Source organism: Campylobacter magnus (assembly GCF_028649595.1).
GTDB classification, from domain to species: domain Bacteria; phylum Campylobacterota; class Campylobacteria; order Campylobacterales; family Campylobacteraceae; genus Campylobacter; species Campylobacter magnus.
The window spans coordinates 43206-57242 of sequence record NZ_JAQSLK010000003.1 but is presented as its reverse complement, the minus strand read 5'-3'; the positions used below and the strand labels follow the sequence as shown (position 1 = coordinate 57242).

Here is a 14037-nt window from a genome sequence, read left to right as displayed (position 1 = left end):
AAAATATGTATTTTACTTATATACATATAATTTTTATTATTTTACTTTTTATCATTTTTTGCCTTTTTGGCTTTTTGCTTTTGCGAGGCACAGTTCGGCTAAAAAAGCTCATTATCACAATAAGCTTGCTTTTTGCTGGTTTTTTAGCCTCATCAACTATCATTTCTTTCATCATCGATGACTACACAAAAGTCGCTAAAATAAGCGAGGTAAAATACCAGCGTGTCCTACTAAAAGAGAGCCTAAACTTCACAGGCATTATCAGCAATGTCGGAGGCTTTGATATCACAAGCTGTAATATAAATATCCGCATCACAAATAGCCCCAGCACACTACAAGCCCTCACACCTGATCTTTTCAAACAGCCAGATAGGAGCTTTTTGGACTTTTTTAAAATAAAGAAAAAAGAGTTTAAAATCAGCACCATAAATGAGAATTTTACCATAGGCGAGAGATTAAAAGCAAAATCAGCAAGGCCCTTTAGCCTATATGTGCGCTATCCAACTACTTTTAAAGACCCAAAAGTTAATTATACTCTAACTTGCCACTAAGGAGATAAAATGAGAAAAGATTTGATAAATCTTGCCCAAAGAGCCGCAAAAGCCGCTGGCGCTGAAATTTTACGCTATTATCATGAGGGCAACTTTGAAGTAAGCACAAAAGAAGACAACTCACCTCTAACAAACGCAGATATAGCCGCAAATGATGCAATTTACTTTTATCTTAGTCAAAGTGGCATTGATATTTGTAGCGAAGAAGCCTTGCTAGACCCAGCAAAAATGAGCGAAAATGACACTTTTTGGCTAGTTGACCCACTTGATGGCACAAAGGACTTTTTGGCTCGCAATGGCGAGTTTAGCGTGTGTATTGCGCTGATTGAAAAGGCTAGACCAGTTTTTGGGCTTATTCATATACCTATTAGCAGCGAGACTTTTTATACTAGCACGCTTTTTCAAAGCTTTAATGACCGAGGCTTAATAACGCCCCAAACTGGCTCAAACGCTATTATTTCAGGCAACTCAAGCCATAGCCCAAGCGTGGATAAAATGTGCGATTACTTTGAGAGTGAGCGTTTGCGCTGTGGGTCTGCTATAAAGTTTTGCCGTGTAGCTCAGGGTATTGCGGCTGTTTATCCAAGGTTTTGTGGCAGCAGTCTTTGGGATATAGCAGCAGGGGACGCTATCGTAACAGCAGCTGGCGGTGGTATGTTTAGCATTCTAACAAACGAGCCTTTAAAATACACTGGCGAACATCTGCGAAACGACTATTTTATCGCATTTAGCAAAGACGCCCTAGCACACAAAGACAAGTTCTTAGCCTACGCTAGATCACTTTTAGATAAATAGGAATTCTAGAATTCCCTGCCGTCATTGCGGAAATTCCGTCATTGCGAGGCTTTGAAAAAAGAGGGAGCAATCTCGTTTAAAATTCCGTCTAAAATTCCGTCATTGCGAGGGAACAAAGCGACCGAAGCAATCTCTAGGGAATTCTAGAATTCCTTAGTTCTGTGTCATTGTCCGGCTTGACCGGACAATCTCTATAAAAATCCCGCCTTGCTTTTTTGTCATCCCCCGACTTGATCGGGGGATCTCATCACAAAAAAATTTAGAATTCCTTGCGTCATTGCGAGGGAGCAAAGCGACCGAAGCAATCTCATTTAAGTCTTAATAAATAAGATTGCTCCCTCTTTTTTTTAAAGATTCGAAATGACGAATTTTAGGGAATTCTAGAATTCTATATAGAGATCCCCCAGTCAAGCTGGGGGATGACATAGTAGGGAATTCTAGAATTCCTAAGACTAAAATTCCCACAAAAACACAGATAAAACAAGAGAATTCTAGATTTTAGCGGGGTTGTAGGGGCGGCAGCCACTAAGGGTTTAGGGCGTAGCCCTTATAAAATTTGCGGGGCTAGGGGCTTGCCCCACTAAAGCGAGCAAAAATCTAGAATTCCTAGCAATAAAATCTAGAATTCCTAAGTAAAAATCTAAAATTCCTAGGCAAATTTATTAGGAATTCTAGAATTCCTAAAACTAAAATTTCCTAAACTAAAATTCCTGCGCAAAATTCCCTAGACTTATTTTATATACTCGCCTTGAAGCTCGGCTGGATTTTTCGTAATAGCAGAAGAAGCATTCTCTGCGCTAGAATTCCCTGCAGAATTCTCTGCGCTAAGCTTGGCAATTTGCGCTTTTAGCTCAGCAATTTGCTTTAAAAGCGCTATTACCTCAGGGCTATCCGCGCTTACTAGATTTGCCGCGCGTTCTTTGCGTTTGGCCTCTAGCTCTGCTGCCTCGCGCTCTAGCTCTGCTTTTTGTGTCAAAAGATTTGCTATGCGGATTTTGGCTAGTTCTATCTCTCCAGCCTCTCCAGCCTCTCCACCCAAAAAGCTCTCTAAGCCCAGCGTGCTAGCGTTTTTCTCAGCCACCAAACAACAAACCAAAAGCCCCAAAAAAAGAGCCACTCTACCAAAACTACGCAAAACTCCACGCCCTTTTTAGCATTTCAAGTCGTGAGCTAGCCCCAAGCAAAAGCATATCAGCTAGCACCAGTCTCATCATCGCAGTCGCCACCACCGAGCCTCTCACACCGATACAAGGATCATGTCTGCCAACTAGCGCAAACTTCACCGCCTCTCCACGCTTATTTATCGTTTTTTGTTCGCTAAAAATACTAGGCGTGGGCTTAAAGTGGCTTAGCACCACTAGATCAGCCCCAGAGCTTATACCAGCTAGCACGCCACCAGCGTTATTTGAGCCAAACTCCGCTCTCATCGCCCCAAAACCTCCATTGCTAGCAGGCAAAAGCTCATCATTATTTTCACTACCCCGCAGCCTGCTAGCTGCCACACCTGCGCCGATTTCTACGGCTTTTACGCCGTTTATACTCATCATCGCTTCTGCAATTTTGCTATCAAGCTTATCATACATAGGCTCGCCAAGCCCAGCAAAAAGCCCCTTTGCCACGCTTAGCACGCTAGCCCCCACGCTCTCGCCGCTGTCTTTACATGACTTTATCAGCTCTTTTTGGCTCGCCTCATACTCTGGCAAAAGCGCAAAAATCTCGCTATTTTCAGCATTTTCAAAGTCCACCGCCCCCAAAAGCTCAGCATATCCGCCCTCTGCCCTGCCTATCTCGCCCACGCTTAGCACGCCGCTTTTTACTTCTATGCCAAAGTGATTTAGCAAAAGCTGTGCAAACGCCCCACCAGCCACTCTAACTGCTGTTTCTCTAGCACTAGCTCTGCCGCCACCTCTATGATCCCTTATCCCCCACTTAGCAAAGTAGCCAAAGTCCCCATGCCCAGGGCGAAAAAGCTCTTTAATATTCTCATAGTCTTTGCTATGCTGGCTTGTGTTTTCTATCACAAAGCCTATGCTAGCCCCTGTGCTAAAAAGCTTGCCATTTTCTTCAAAAACACCGCTTAAAATGCGCAATTCATCATCTTCTTTGCGGTTTGTGGCGTATTTGCCGCCTGGCTTTCGCTTGCTCATCTCATTTTGCAAGAATTCTAGATTTATCTCCACATTTGAGGGCATTCCATCTATCACGCCACCTATTGCTACCCCATGACTCTCACCAAAACTACTTAGCGCAAATCTTTTACCAAAAGTATTCATTTTTTATCCCTTAAATTCCAAGCTCAGAGTGAGAGCCAATATTTGCTAAATATAGCAGCAAGGCATTATGTTCTATTTTATAGATTAACACCAAATCAGGCTTAATATGACAATCCCTAAATCCCAAATATTTACCCTTTAATGCGTGGTCGCAATATTTCTCATCTAGCTTTTCATTATTTACGAGCTTACCTAGAACTTCTTTTAAAAGTCCTTTATCTCTATCATTTAGCTTTTTAGCTGCTTTTTTAAAGCTAGCCGATGCTTTGATTTCTAGCATTACAAATCTTTCATCAGCTCATCTACGCTTTTATATACGCTAAATTCGCCACTATTAAACTCTTTTATCGCCTTATCAAGCGCAGGTATTTTATCATCCCTTATACTATATAGCTCTTTTGGCTTGTTTTTTAGCAGTGCTTTTATCGCCTCTATCACATCTGCGCCTATTTTATTATCCAGCGTTATCGTAGTCATTTGCTCCCCTTTTTTAGCGCCTCTACTGCTATCATCGCACATTTTTGCTCGGCTTCTTTTTTGCTAGCGCCCACAGACCTTGCTATTTCTTTATCCCCCAAAAACAGCGCAATCTCAAAGCTCTTTTTATGATCAGGCCCACTAGATCCTATTAGCTCGTATTTTGGCAGCAGTCCTAGTCGCTCTTGTGTTATTTCTTGAAGCCTTGTTTTGTAGTCTTTTAGCACATCTTTATCTATGTTTTTAAACTCACTCTCCACTAACGGCACAAACACGCCCTTAGCGCACTCCAAGCCACTCTCCAAGTAAATCGCCCCAAATATCGCCTCCAAAGCATCGCTAAGCAAACTAGGCTTTTTATCCCCACCGCTTTTTCTCTCGCTTATACTCATTATTAGATACTCGCCAAGCCCCAGTGATCCTGCAATTTTTGCAAATGAGCGCTCATTTACAAGCCCAGCTCTTATCTTTGAGAGATCGCCCTCGTTATGCTCGCCTTTTTTGGAGCTAAACTTATGATATAGATACTCGCCCACCACAAGATCTAGCACCGCATCGCCTAGGAATTCTAGTCTTTCGTTATTTACCCCAGAGCGTGCGCTTTTGTGCGACAGCGCCGCTTTTAACAAGCTTTTATCTTTAAACTCATAACCTAACAATTTTTCTAATTTTTTAAATTTTTCACTCATAATGACATTTTGCCACAAATTCATTTAAACTAAGCAAAAAGTGATGAAATTTCGTAAGAAAATGTGATATAATAAAAAATCGGCTAGCCAAAACTAGCCGAAATAAACCACCAAAGGCTAACTATGAAAAAACATAGTAGCCGAACGCTGAAATTATACCTGAATTTTTGCCTTTTTGGGTGGAAAATCTGTATAAAAATAAGCAAGTAAGCACTGGGGGCGCAAGCCCCTAGCCTTTGGTGGCGACTATTTCATATTTTTAGGCAGTTCTAGAAGCTTACAAAATTTCTGCTATAATCCCCCAAAATTTTTTCTAAAAAGGACACCACATGCCAAAACTACTTTGGATAAGCCAGTTTAATCTCCACGACTCTAGCTCAGGCGCAGCCAAACACTGTAAAGCATTATTAGAACAGCTTGCTAAGCGTGGCGTAGAAATTCTAGCTATCGGCGGTTTTGTCTTTGATAGCATCGCAGGAGCCAAATCCACCTTCCCAAAACTTGAAGCCGAAATCCAGCAAGACGCTGCTAAAAAGCCACCCATATCCCTGGAGCAAAACGGCATTAACTATCTTTATATCCCCACTAGCACGACCTCTCTCTCGCTCCTACCACACGATGAAGAGTGGCGCATATATACAGCCTTTTGCAGACAGCTAAATATATTTCGCCCTGATGTGTGTATGGGCTATGGTATGGCGCTTTTTGGCACGGCAGTTCACGCTGAGTGTAAGCGCCGAGGTATCCCCCACGCCTATCCTATCTGTAATGGCAACCACCCCTACTACAACTTCTGGGATAGTGATTTGCTTTTTACTGATAGCGCAGCAAACGCACAGCTCTACGCACAGCGAGACCATCTAAACCTAGCTACAACAGGCGCTTTTATAGACAAAGACGCCTACATCGCTGGGAGCGGTAGCCACGAGTATATCACCATGATAAACCCAGAACCCCGCAAAGGCGGAGCCATCCTAGCAAAGCTTGCCCTACTAGCAAAAAACGACCCTGAGCTAAAAAATGAAAAATTTCTAGTGGTAAATAGTCGTGGCAACTTTGCCTCTACTGTAAGCGTCCTACACGACGGCGATGGCGCCACAAACTACAAGCCTGAAATGTTTGATAATGTCAGCATGGCGCAAAACACCACAAACATGAAAGCCATCTACGCCCTAACCAAAGTCCTACTAGCCCCAAGCGTGCCAAAAGCTTGGCATGAGGGCTGGGGCAGAGTCGCTAGCGAAGCGGTGCTAAACCGCATCCCTGCGCTCGTAGCAAAAAACGGCGGCTTAGAAGAGGCAATGGCTGGTGCTGGCATAGCGCTAGATGTGCCTAGCACTCTTCATGACGACCCAGCTCGCATGCCAAGCGATGAAGAAATCGCTCCATGGCTAGAAGCACTAAAAGAACTACTAAAAGCCAAAAAACCAGCCGCCAAAAAATCTAAACCAGAACTAACCTTCGATGAGTGGAGAGCCGCCGAGACCAAAGAGTGGCAAGCCCGCTTTGATGAGGCAGCAAGGCTACTAGACATAGGGCGTAGCACCGATAGGACTATGGCTATGTTAGAGCCACTCTTTGCTAAGCGCGCTAGCCAAAATCCGCATATAATGCTAAAAGGACAGCTGCGCTTCGGCTTCGACGGCAACCCTTATTAAAAAGCCTTGTGTGCCAGCGTGTCATCCTCGGGCTTGACCATTATGTGTCATCCTCGGGCTTGCGTTTTTGTCATCCTCGGGCTTGACCCGAGGATCTCTAATGGCAGGAATTCTAGTTTTTTTGGGGGTGCGGGGGTATTTTTAGCTTAGGAATTCTAGATTTTAGCGGTGTTTTAGGGGCGGCAGCCCCTAAGGGTTCAGTGCGGTGCGTTGTGTTCTGTTATGTTTGTAGCGATGATCGCACTTTTGGCAGTCTATGCTAGTATTTTAAAAAGGTTGTAATATGGAAAACTTTGTTTTTGTTGCTATTGCTGTAATGATCGGCTTTTTGGGTTTATACATGGCTTACATAGGCAGACAAATAGCAGCCTAGCCCCAAATTCCCGTCATTGCGGAATTCCGTCTAAAATTCCGTCAAAAACGCAAATAAATCAAGAGAATTCTAGATTTTAGTGGGGTTTTAGGGGCGCAGCCCCTAAGGGTTTAGGGCGTAGCCCTTATTAAAATTTGCGAGCAGTGGGGCTTGTCCCCACTAAAGCGAGCAAAAATCTAAAATTCCTTAACAAAATACTTTAATAAAACATTAATAAAAAACAAAAAAATAGCTTAGTTTAAGCAAAGTTTAATAATTAAAACACTACAATTCCGCCACAATTTATCTTAAAGGAGTTAGCCATGAAAAAGGGCTTTACAATGATTGAGTTGATCTTCGTGATCGTAATTTTAGGAATTCTAGCTAGCGTAGCTATCCCTCGTCTAGCTGGTACAAGAGAGGACGCTGAGATCTCAGCTGCTGTTGCGAACCTACGCACACTACTAAGCGACGCTGCTAGCTACTATGCAGTAAAAGGAGACTTTAAGGACGCAGGGGGCACAAACGACGCAAAATGGACTGAAATTACAAGTGTGCCTCTAAAAAAGGGTGCTGATGGTGCTGCTATGGATAATACAGTAGAAGCTGATACAACTGCATACCTAAAAGTAGGTAACGTTAATGACTGCATCGGTGTTGCAGTGGTAGGTAAAACCACCAATGCACCAGCTCACATTAAATTTACTCTAAAACAACAACCTGCTGGTACTGGACAAACTGGAACAGTAACAACAACAGAAGGTGTTTGCGGTAAAGTTCTAGCTTCAAAACCTGTAAAAGCTTATATTGATTCAGTTGTAAAGGATAATACTACTAATGGTATTGCAAATGCTATGGCTATCGGCTCAAACACATCAGTTTATCAATAACCAACACAACCAGCACCATAAGCTAAAATATTTAGCTTAAAGAGCTAGGGAATTCTAGAATTCTTAATTCTAGAATTCCCTTTTTTTTTAAATTAAATAAAAAGGAGAGAAGATGAAAAAAGGCTTTACAATGATAGAGCTAATCTTTGTTATCGTTATCTTAGGAATTCTAGCTAGTGTAGCTATCCCTCGCCTAGCTGGTACAAGAGAGGACGCTGAGATCTCAGCTGCTGTTGCCAACCTACGCACACTAATAAGCGACGCTAGTGGTTACTATGCAGCAAAAGGAGACCTTATTGGTGCAAAATGGAGAGATATCACAAATGTGCCTCTAAAAGATGAGAATGGTGATGCTATTGATACCACAGTAGGCGCGGTTTACGACGGTACAAGAGTATCCCTAGCAGTAGGTGGTAAAAACTGTCTACAAATATTTCTTCGAGATAGTGAGATAGGCACATATTTTGCTTTTAAACCAGTTAACGGAAATAATGATCCTCTTTGTACAGCAGTTTTGGCATCTACTCCAGTAAAACAACTCTTAGATTCAACTCTACCAAACAGTGGTAAACCTGAAGACGGTACAGCAAACTGTACAGGTGTGAAGAATGATGGTACTGGTCTGGGCTGCGTAGCAATCAGTTCAGGTAAAATATACTAAGTAAATAACGCTGGCAAGCTCAAAACCCTTAAAATCTAGAATTCCCTGCTGTGTCATCCTCGGGCTTGACCCGAGGATCTCTATAAAAATCCCCCGACTTGCGTTTTCTGTCATCCCCCGACTTGATCGGGGGATCTCAAACCTTGTGTCATTGTCCGGCTTGACCATTCTGTGTCATTGTCCGGCTTGACCGGACAATCTCTATAAGGAATTCTAGAATTCTTTAGTGATGAGATCCTCGGGTCAAGCCCGAGGATGACATAGAATGGTCAAGCCCGAGGATGACAAAAAACAGCCCGAGGATGACAAACCTTGTGTCATTGTCCGGCTTGACCGGACAATCTCTATAAGGAATTCTAGAATTCCTTAGTACTGAGATCCTCGGGTCAAGCCCGAGGATGACACACTAACACGCAAGGCGAACAATTTTTATAGAGATCCTCGGGTCAAGCCCGAGGATGACACAAAACAGCCCGAGGATGACATAGAATGGTCAAGCTGGGGGATGACAAAAAACAGCCCGAGGATGACACAAGTAGTTAGGAATTCTAGAATTCCCACTCGCTGCTTAGATCTTTAAATTCTGGATTTTGCTTTTTTATTAGTTCTATTTTCCACTCTCTATTCCACTTTTTGAGTGTTTTTTCTCGTTTTATAGCCTCGTTTATATCACTAGTTTGTTCAAAATACACTAGCTTATTTACATTGTATTTTTTTGTAAAGCCATCTAGTAGTTTGTTTTTATGCTCGTATAATCTGCGCAATAAATTATTTGTTATGCCTATATAAATGACTGAGTTTGTTTTGTTTGTGAGTATGTAGACATAATAATAGTTCAATTCTTGCCTTTTATTTTGTGTTTTTTAGTCTTGTGCCATTATACGGATTGCGTGCTTTTTTTGGGATCCCCCGATCAAGTCGGGGGATGACACAGAATGGTCAAGCTGGACAATTTTTATAGAGATCCTCGGGTCAAGCCCGAGGATGACAAAAACGCAAGCCCGAGGATGACAAACCTTGTGTCATTGTCCGGCTTGACCTGACAATCTCTATAAGGAATTCTAGAATTCTTTAGTACTGAGATCCTCGGGTCAAGCCCGAGGATGACACAGAACGCAAGCCCGAGGATGACAAAAAAGCAAGTCGGACAATGACACAAGTAGTTAGGAATTCTAGAATTCCTTGCCCCATTCGTAGACAATTTTACCTGATTTTATGCTTAGGACATTTGCGCCTTTTAGCGTTTTGCCAAAAAGCGGCGAGTTTATGCTTTTACTGAAGTTTAACTTCTCATCAAAAATATATTCTATATTTGGATCGATTATTGCGATATCTGCTAGCTTGCCTACAGCTATCTCGCCCCTATCATCAAGCCCTAGAATTTGGGCCGGTCTTTTTGAGCATACTCGCACCATATCTTCATAGCTTAGCACGCCCTCACGCACTAGATTTAGCGTGAGTGGCACTAGGGTCTGCAGTCCTGTGATACCAAAAGGCGCATCCTCAAAGGTGCTGTTTTTCTCATCCTTGCTGTGTGGGGCATGGTCGGTTGCTATCACATCTATAACGCCGCTTTTTAGCCCTGCTTTCATCGCCTCTACATCAGCCTTTGTGCGAAGTGGCGGGCTCATTTTGTAGCTTGTATCGTAGTTTTCTAGTGCACTCTCATCGTAGGTGAAGTGGTGCGGCGTAACCTCGCAAGTGATGTTTATGCCCTTTTCTCTAGCCATTTTAACGAGTTCTAAACTCCACGCAGAGCTGATGTGAGCTGTGTGTATGCGGCCGCCTGTTTGCTTAGCAAGTAGTAAATCACGGCTTATCATTATCTCTTCTTGTTCTCGTGGCATGCCTTTTATGCCTAGTTTCATACTCATTTGCCCCTCGTTCATATGTCCGCAGCGGCAAAGTGAGCAGTCTTGGCTGTGATTGATGATAAAGCTGCCGTGATGCGCACTATACTCAAGCGCAGCTCTCATCACATCAGAGCTTACCACAGGTAGCCCATCATCGCTAAATGCGATGCAGCCAGCCTCTAGCATCTTGCCCATATCTACTAGGCGCTCGCCCTTGCTGCCTTGCGTGATAGCAGATATGGGATATAGATCGATTAGACCGCAGTCTTTGGCCTTTTGGATCATGTATTTTGCGATTAGTGGGCTGTCATTTACTGGCTTTGTATTTGCCATGCAGCAAGCAGTCGTCACGCCACCTGCAGCTGCAGCGCGGCTGCCTGTGATGATATCTTCTTTATACTCTTGGCCTGGGTCACGGAAATGGACATGCATATCAATAAGCCCTGGCATAACAAGCTTGCCACTAGCATCTATCACACGGTCAGCATCGCTCATAGCAGAGCTGATTTGCGTGATTTTGTTATCTTTGATCAGGATATTTGCTTTTTGTGTGTTGTTTGCGTTTATTATGGTTGCGTTTTTTATCAAAATACTCATTTTTTCTCCCTTTTAGATGATTTTTAGGTTTTCTAGGCTTGATCTGGGGTGCATTTCTAGGCTTTCACAAAAGTCTTTGTTATGATACTTTGCCACAGCTGCGCGTGCTATCATCGCAGCATTGTCACTACAATACTCCAAAGGCGCAAAGAGTAGCTCGCAGTCATAACTAGCACAAAGATTCTCTAGCATGCTTCTTAGGCGTAGATTTGCACTAGCCCCACCTACTACGCCAAAGCGCGCCCACTTTTGCGAACTAAATGCTAGTTTTAGGCGGTCGATGATGTGAAGACAAGCCACACGCTCAAAACTAGCAGCGATATTTGCTTTTTGCTGGCTGGGAATTTTAGAATTCTCATTAGGAATTTCGCTAAGAATTCTAGAATTCTCGCTAGAGATCCCCCGATCAAGTCGGGGGATGACAGAGTAAGGAATTTTAGAATTCTCACTAGGAATTCTAGAATTCTCTAGCTCCAAGCAGGCTAGTCGCACTTGATTTTTCAGCCCTGAAAAGCTGTATTCTAGCCGCTTTGTGCCCTTTAAAGGCAGGCTAAAATCATAAGCCCTATCATCGCCTTTTAAGGCTAGATTTTGGATTTGCGGCCCACCTGGGTAGCCAAGGCCTAGCATTTTAGCACTTTTATCAAAACTCTCGCCAAAGCTATCATCGCTAGTAGCTCCAAGCACGGATATAACGCCATTTTCGCTGATATCTAGTATCATCGTATGTCCGCCGCTTACTAGTAGCACGCCAAGGGGCAGTTTTATCTGCTCATTTAAAAACAGCGAGTAAATATGCCCTACAAGGTGATTTACGCTAATTAGCGGTAGGTTTAAAGCAGCGGCTAGCGCCTTTGCTGCTACTATGCCAGGAAGCAAGCTCACGCTAAGCCCTGGTTCGTTTGTGACAGCTATGGCTTTTAGAGCTTTAAAATGCTCTTTTGCCCTTAAAATCACAGCCGGCAAGGCAGCGGTGTGTAAGCGTGCGGCTAGCTCAGGCACTACGCCGCCGTATTTGGCGTGCTCTTTTTCTTGGCTGATTTTTTCGTAATGAACGAGCGAAAAATCACTAGCTTTCATAATCGCTACTGAGCTATCATCACAAGAACTTTCTATTGCTAAAATCACTTTTTTGCCTTTTGTTTAGGGAATTCTAGAATTCCTTAGAGTCTTTAATCTCTTTTAAAACATTATCTAGGCTTTTTTCTAGCCTAGCTAAGTCGCTAGTATTTTCTAGCACAAAATCAGCCAAAGCTCGCTTTTTTTCTATATCCATTTGAGAGTTTATGCGAGCATTTGCGTTAATTTCATCAGCCTTATCTCGGCGCAATATCCGCTTTAAACATAGTTCTTTTGGCGCATAAACTAGCAAGGAAGTAGCAAAATCATACTTTGCCCGCCCTCCACTTTCAAAAAACAGCGGAATATCTACAAAATAGAGCTTGCCAGTCTTTTCAAGCTCATTAGATAAAAAGCAAATACGCTCATGTATTAGCGGATGCAAAAGCTCTTCTAAGCTCTTTTTTGCGCTAGGATTAGCAAAGACTATTGCGCCAAGGGCTTTTCTATCCACCTTGCCGCCACTTAGTAGCTGCGCCCCAAAAAGCTCGGCTATCCTGCTTGAATTCAGCTCTAAAATCTCATGAGCTATGCTATCAGCGCAGATTATCTCATAGCCACGCTCTTTTAAAAGCGCACAAACCGTGCTTTTGCCTGAGCCGATTAGTCCGGTTATTACTACGCCGTGCTTAAAAGACATTATTTTTTAGCAATTACTTCTATTTCTACCTTTGCGCCTTTTGGCAAGGCTCCTACTTGAAGTGCAGAGCGCGCTGGGAAAGGCTCGCTAAAATGCCTTGCATATACTTCATTTACAGCAGCAAAGTCTGCAATATCAGCTAGAAAAACAGTGGTTTTTACTACATTTTTGGTGCTAAGTCCTGCTGCTGCTAGCACGCCTTCTACATTTTTTAGGGCTTGTTCAGCTTGCTCGGCTGCTGAGTTGCCAACTATCTCGCCACTAGCAGGGTCTAGTGGAATTTGCCCTGAGCAAAATACAAACTCACCAGCATCTACAAATGCGCTATAAGGTCCTATTGCTTTTGGATAATTCATTTTTTCTCCTTTAATGTATGCGCAATTTTAGCATATTTACAGCGAATTTTAGCTAGAATGCGAACATTATTTAAAGGAAAAACAATGATTTCATACAAAGAAGCAGGCGTTGATATAGACGCTGGAAATAGTTTTGTAGAGGCGATAAAACCGCTTGTTGCTAGCACGCAAAATGAGCATTGTATAGGTGGTATCGGCTCGTTTTCTGGGGCTTTTGCGCTGCCTAGCGGGTATAAAGAGCCTGTGCTACTCTCAGCCACAGATGGCGTAGGCACGAAACTGCGCCTAGCCATAGACTATGATAAGTTTGACACCGTGGGAATTGATCTAGTAGCAATGTGCGTAAATGATTTGATTTGTAATTTTGGCAAGCCACTATTTTTTCTAGATTACTATGCTACAGGTGCTTTAGATATAAATGACGCAAAAGCCGTAGTAGCAGGTATAGCCCAGGGCTGCAAGCAAGCAGGCTGCGCGCTAGTGGGTGGCGAGACAGCTGAAATGCCTAGCATGTATGAAGTAGGCGACTTTGACCTAGCTGGCTTTGCGGTGGGAATTGCTGAGCGTGGGCAAATAGATAGGCGTGAGTTTGTGCGATGTGGCGATGTTTTGGTAGCTTTGCCTAGCACTGGACTTCACTCAAATGGCTTTTCACTAGCTAGAGCTGTGATCAAAAAGCTTGGGCTTGATTTAAAAAGCGAGTTTGATGGACGCACTTTAGGCGAGGTGCTACTAGAGCCTACTAGGATTTATGTAAAAGAGTTTTTGACACTAAAAGAGCATATCTCAGCTCTAGCGCATATCACAGGCGGCGGAATACTAGAAAATCTGCCTAGAGTGCTGCCAAAGACGCTTGGCGCAAAGGTAGATGAGGCCGCTATCAAAGCCCCTGCAATCTACGAGCTACTAAGCAGCCAAGTAGAAAAAAGCGAAATGCGCAGAACCTTTAACTGTGGCGTTGGCATGGTGCTAGTAGTGCCAAAACAAAATGTAGACAAAGTCCTAAAAGCAAGCGATGGCTACGTCATCGGCGAGATAGTAGAGGGCAGTGGTGTTAGCTACTGCTAGGGAATTCTAGAATTCCTTGTTATTTTAAGCGATTTTTTATCTAGGAATTCTAGATTTG

General features: G+C 43.2%; 16 protein-coding genes. 6 read left to right on the top strand and 10 right to left on the bottom strand.

Annotated elements, in window-relative coordinates:
* The first annotated feature begins 5 nt into the window (after positions 1-5).
* Positions 6-551, top strand: coding sequence for a DUF2393 family protein (locus tag PTQ34_RS04810; protein ID WP_273932386.1), 546 nt, complete (start codon positions 6-8; stop codon positions 549-551).
* Positions 552-560: 9 nt separating this feature from the next.
* Positions 561-1346 (top strand): 3'(2'),5'-bisphosphate nucleotidase CysQ family protein, encoded by a 786-nt coding sequence (locus PTQ34_RS04805; protein ID WP_273932385.1) that lies wholly within the window; start codon positions 561-563, stop codon positions 1344-1346.
* 730 nt (positions 1347-2076) lie between these two features.
* Here PTQ34_RS04805 and PTQ34_RS04800 read toward each other — a convergent pair.
* From PTQ34_RS04800 to rnc, 5 genes are read right to left on the bottom strand one after another with little or no spacing between them, the layout of a single operon-like run.
* Complete coding sequence (locus PTQ34_RS04800; protein ID WP_273932384.1) at positions 2077-2481, bottom strand: hypothetical protein; 405 nt, start codon at positions 2479-2481, stop codon at positions 2077-2079.
* A complete protein-coding gene (gene aroC, locus PTQ34_RS04795; protein ID WP_273932383.1) occupies positions 2474-3619 on the bottom strand; it encodes a chorismate synthase in 1146 nt (381 codons plus the stop codon). The genes PTQ34_RS04800 and aroC overlap by 8 nt, the downstream gene beginning before the upstream one ends.
* A 10-nt stretch (positions 3620-3629) precedes the next feature.
* Positions 3630-3899, bottom strand: coding sequence for a type II toxin-antitoxin system RelE/ParE family toxin (locus PTQ34_RS04790; RefSeq protein WP_273930183.1), 270 nt, complete (start codon positions 3897-3899; stop codon positions 3630-3632).
* Positions 3899-4096, bottom strand: coding sequence for a hypothetical protein (locus PTQ34_RS04785; RefSeq protein WP_273932381.1), 198 nt, complete (start codon positions 4094-4096; stop codon positions 3899-3901). The genes PTQ34_RS04790 and PTQ34_RS04785 overlap by 1 nt, the downstream gene beginning before the upstream one ends.
* Positions 4093-4785, bottom strand: a complete 693-nt coding sequence (gene rnc / locus PTQ34_RS04780; RefSeq protein WP_273932380.1) for a ribonuclease III — start codon at positions 4783-4785, stop codon at positions 4093-4095. The genes PTQ34_RS04785 and rnc overlap by 4 nt, the downstream gene beginning before the upstream one ends.
* A gap of 329 nt (positions 4786-5114) precedes the next feature.
* On the opposite strand from rnc, the gene PTQ34_RS04775 reads away from it, so the two are divergent.
* The 3 genes from PTQ34_RS04775 to PTQ34_RS04765 all read left to right on the top strand — a co-directional run bounded on the left by PTQ34_RS04775 (position 5115) and on the right by PTQ34_RS04765 (position 8346).
* On the top strand, positions 5115-6443 hold the full coding sequence (locus PTQ34_RS04775; protein WP_273932379.1) for a glycosyltransferase family protein: 1329 nt from the start codon (positions 5115-5117) through the stop codon (positions 6441-6443).
* Between the two features lie 693 nt (positions 6444-7136).
* Positions 7137-7685: a type II secretion system protein gene (locus tag PTQ34_RS04770; protein WP_404814908.1), complete on the top strand. Its 549-nt coding sequence runs from the start codon at positions 7137-7139 to the stop codon at positions 7683-7685.
* A gap of 130 nt (positions 7686-7815) precedes the next feature.
* The gene (locus PTQ34_RS04765; RefSeq protein ID WP_404814907.1) at positions 7816-8346 is read left to right on the top strand and encodes a type II secretion system protein; all 531 of its coding nucleotides are present in this window, start codon (positions 7816-7818) and stop codon (positions 8344-8346) included.
* Between the two features lie 548 nt (positions 8347-8894).
* Here the strand turns inward: PTQ34_RS04765 and PTQ34_RS04760 are convergent.
* From PTQ34_RS04760 to PTQ34_RS04740, 5 genes are all read right to left on the bottom strand, one after another.
* Positions 8895-9185 carry a GIY-YIG nuclease family protein gene (locus tag PTQ34_RS04760; protein WP_273932376.1) on the bottom strand — a complete coding sequence of 97 codons (291 nt, stop codon included), beginning with the start codon at positions 9183-9185 and terminating at the stop codon, positions 8895-8897.
* A 333-nt stretch (positions 9186-9518) separates the two neighbouring features.
* Positions 9519-10796 (bottom strand): dihydroorotase, encoded by a 1278-nt coding sequence (locus tag PTQ34_RS04755; protein WP_273932375.1) that lies wholly within the window; start codon positions 10794-10796, stop codon positions 9519-9521.
* A gap of 12 nt (positions 10797-10808) precedes the next feature.
* Positions 10809-11924: a tRNA (adenosine(37)-N6)-threonylcarbamoyltransferase complex transferase subunit TsaD gene (tsaD, locus tag PTQ34_RS04750; protein ID WP_273932374.1), complete on the bottom strand. Its 1116-nt coding sequence runs from the start codon at positions 11922-11924 to the stop codon at positions 10809-10811.
* 25 nt (positions 11925-11949) lie between these two features.
* Positions 11950-12555 (bottom strand): dephospho-CoA kinase, encoded by a 606-nt coding sequence (gene coaE, locus PTQ34_RS04745; RefSeq protein ID WP_273932373.1) that lies wholly within the window; start codon positions 12553-12555, stop codon positions 11950-11952.
* A complete protein-coding gene (locus tag PTQ34_RS04740; RefSeq protein WP_273932372.1) occupies positions 12555-12911 on the bottom strand; it encodes a RidA family protein in 357 nt (118 codons plus the stop codon). Before PTQ34_RS04740 ends, coaE begins: the two co-directional genes overlap by 1 nt.
* 84 nt (positions 12912-12995) lie before the next feature.
* Here PTQ34_RS04740 and purM point away from each other — a divergent pair, with 84 nt between their 5' ends.
* Entirely contained in the window at positions 12996-13979 is a 984-nt protein-coding gene (purM, locus tag PTQ34_RS04735; RefSeq protein ID WP_273932371.1) for a phosphoribosylformylglycinamidine cyclo-ligase, read from the top strand.
* Positions 13980-14037 lie beyond the last annotated feature (58 nt).

Excerpts from the sequence above, each read along its gene's own strand:
- PTQ34_RS04805 (WP_273932385.1), top strand. The coding sequence starts at position 561 with ATGAGAAAAGATTTGATAAATCTTGCCCAAAGAGCCGCAAAAGCCGCT.
- PTQ34_RS04765 (WP_404814907.1), top strand. The coding sequence starts at position 7,816 with ATGATAGAGCTAATCTTTGTTATCGTTATCTTAGGAATTCTAGCTAGT.
- PTQ34_RS04755 (WP_273932375.1), bottom strand. The coding sequence starts at position 10,796 with ATGAGTATTTTGATAAAAAACGCAACCATAATAAACGCAAACAACACA.
- PTQ34_RS04740 (WP_273932372.1), bottom strand. The coding sequence starts at position 12,911 with ATGAATTATCCAAAAGCAATAGGACCTTATAGCGCATTTGTAGATGCT.
- rnc (WP_273932380.1), bottom strand. The coding sequence starts at position 4,785 with ATGAGTGAAAAATTTAAAAAATTAGAAAAATTGTTAGGTTATGAGTTT.
- PTQ34_RS04785 (WP_273932381.1), bottom strand. The coding sequence starts at position 4,096 with ATGACTACGATAACGCTGGATAATAAAATAGGCGCAGATGTGATAGAG.
- PTQ34_RS04775 (WP_273932379.1), top strand. The coding sequence starts at position 5,115 with ATGCCAAAACTACTTTGGATAAGCCAGTTTAATCTCCACGACTCTAGC.
- purM (WP_273932371.1), top strand. The coding sequence starts at position 12,996 with ATGATTTCATACAAAGAAGCAGGCGTTGATATAGACGCTGGAAATAGT.
- PTQ34_RS04770 (WP_404814908.1), top strand. The coding sequence starts at position 7,137 with ATGATTGAGTTGATCTTCGTGATCGTAATTTTAGGAATTCTAGCTAGC.
- coaE (WP_273932373.1), bottom strand. The coding sequence starts at position 12,555 with ATGTCTTTTAAGCACGGCGTAGTAATAACCGGACTAATCGGCTCAGGC.
- PTQ34_RS04790 (WP_273930183.1), bottom strand. The coding sequence starts at position 3,899 with ATGCTAGAAATCAAAGCATCGGCTAGCTTTAAAAAAGCAGCTAAAAAG.
- aroC (WP_273932383.1), bottom strand. The coding sequence starts at position 3,619 with ATGAATACTTTTGGTAAAAGATTTGCGCTAAGTAGTTTTGGTGAGAGT.
- PTQ34_RS04810 (WP_273932386.1), top strand. The coding sequence starts at position 6 with ATGTATTTTACTTATATACATATAATTTTTATTATTTTACTTTTTATC.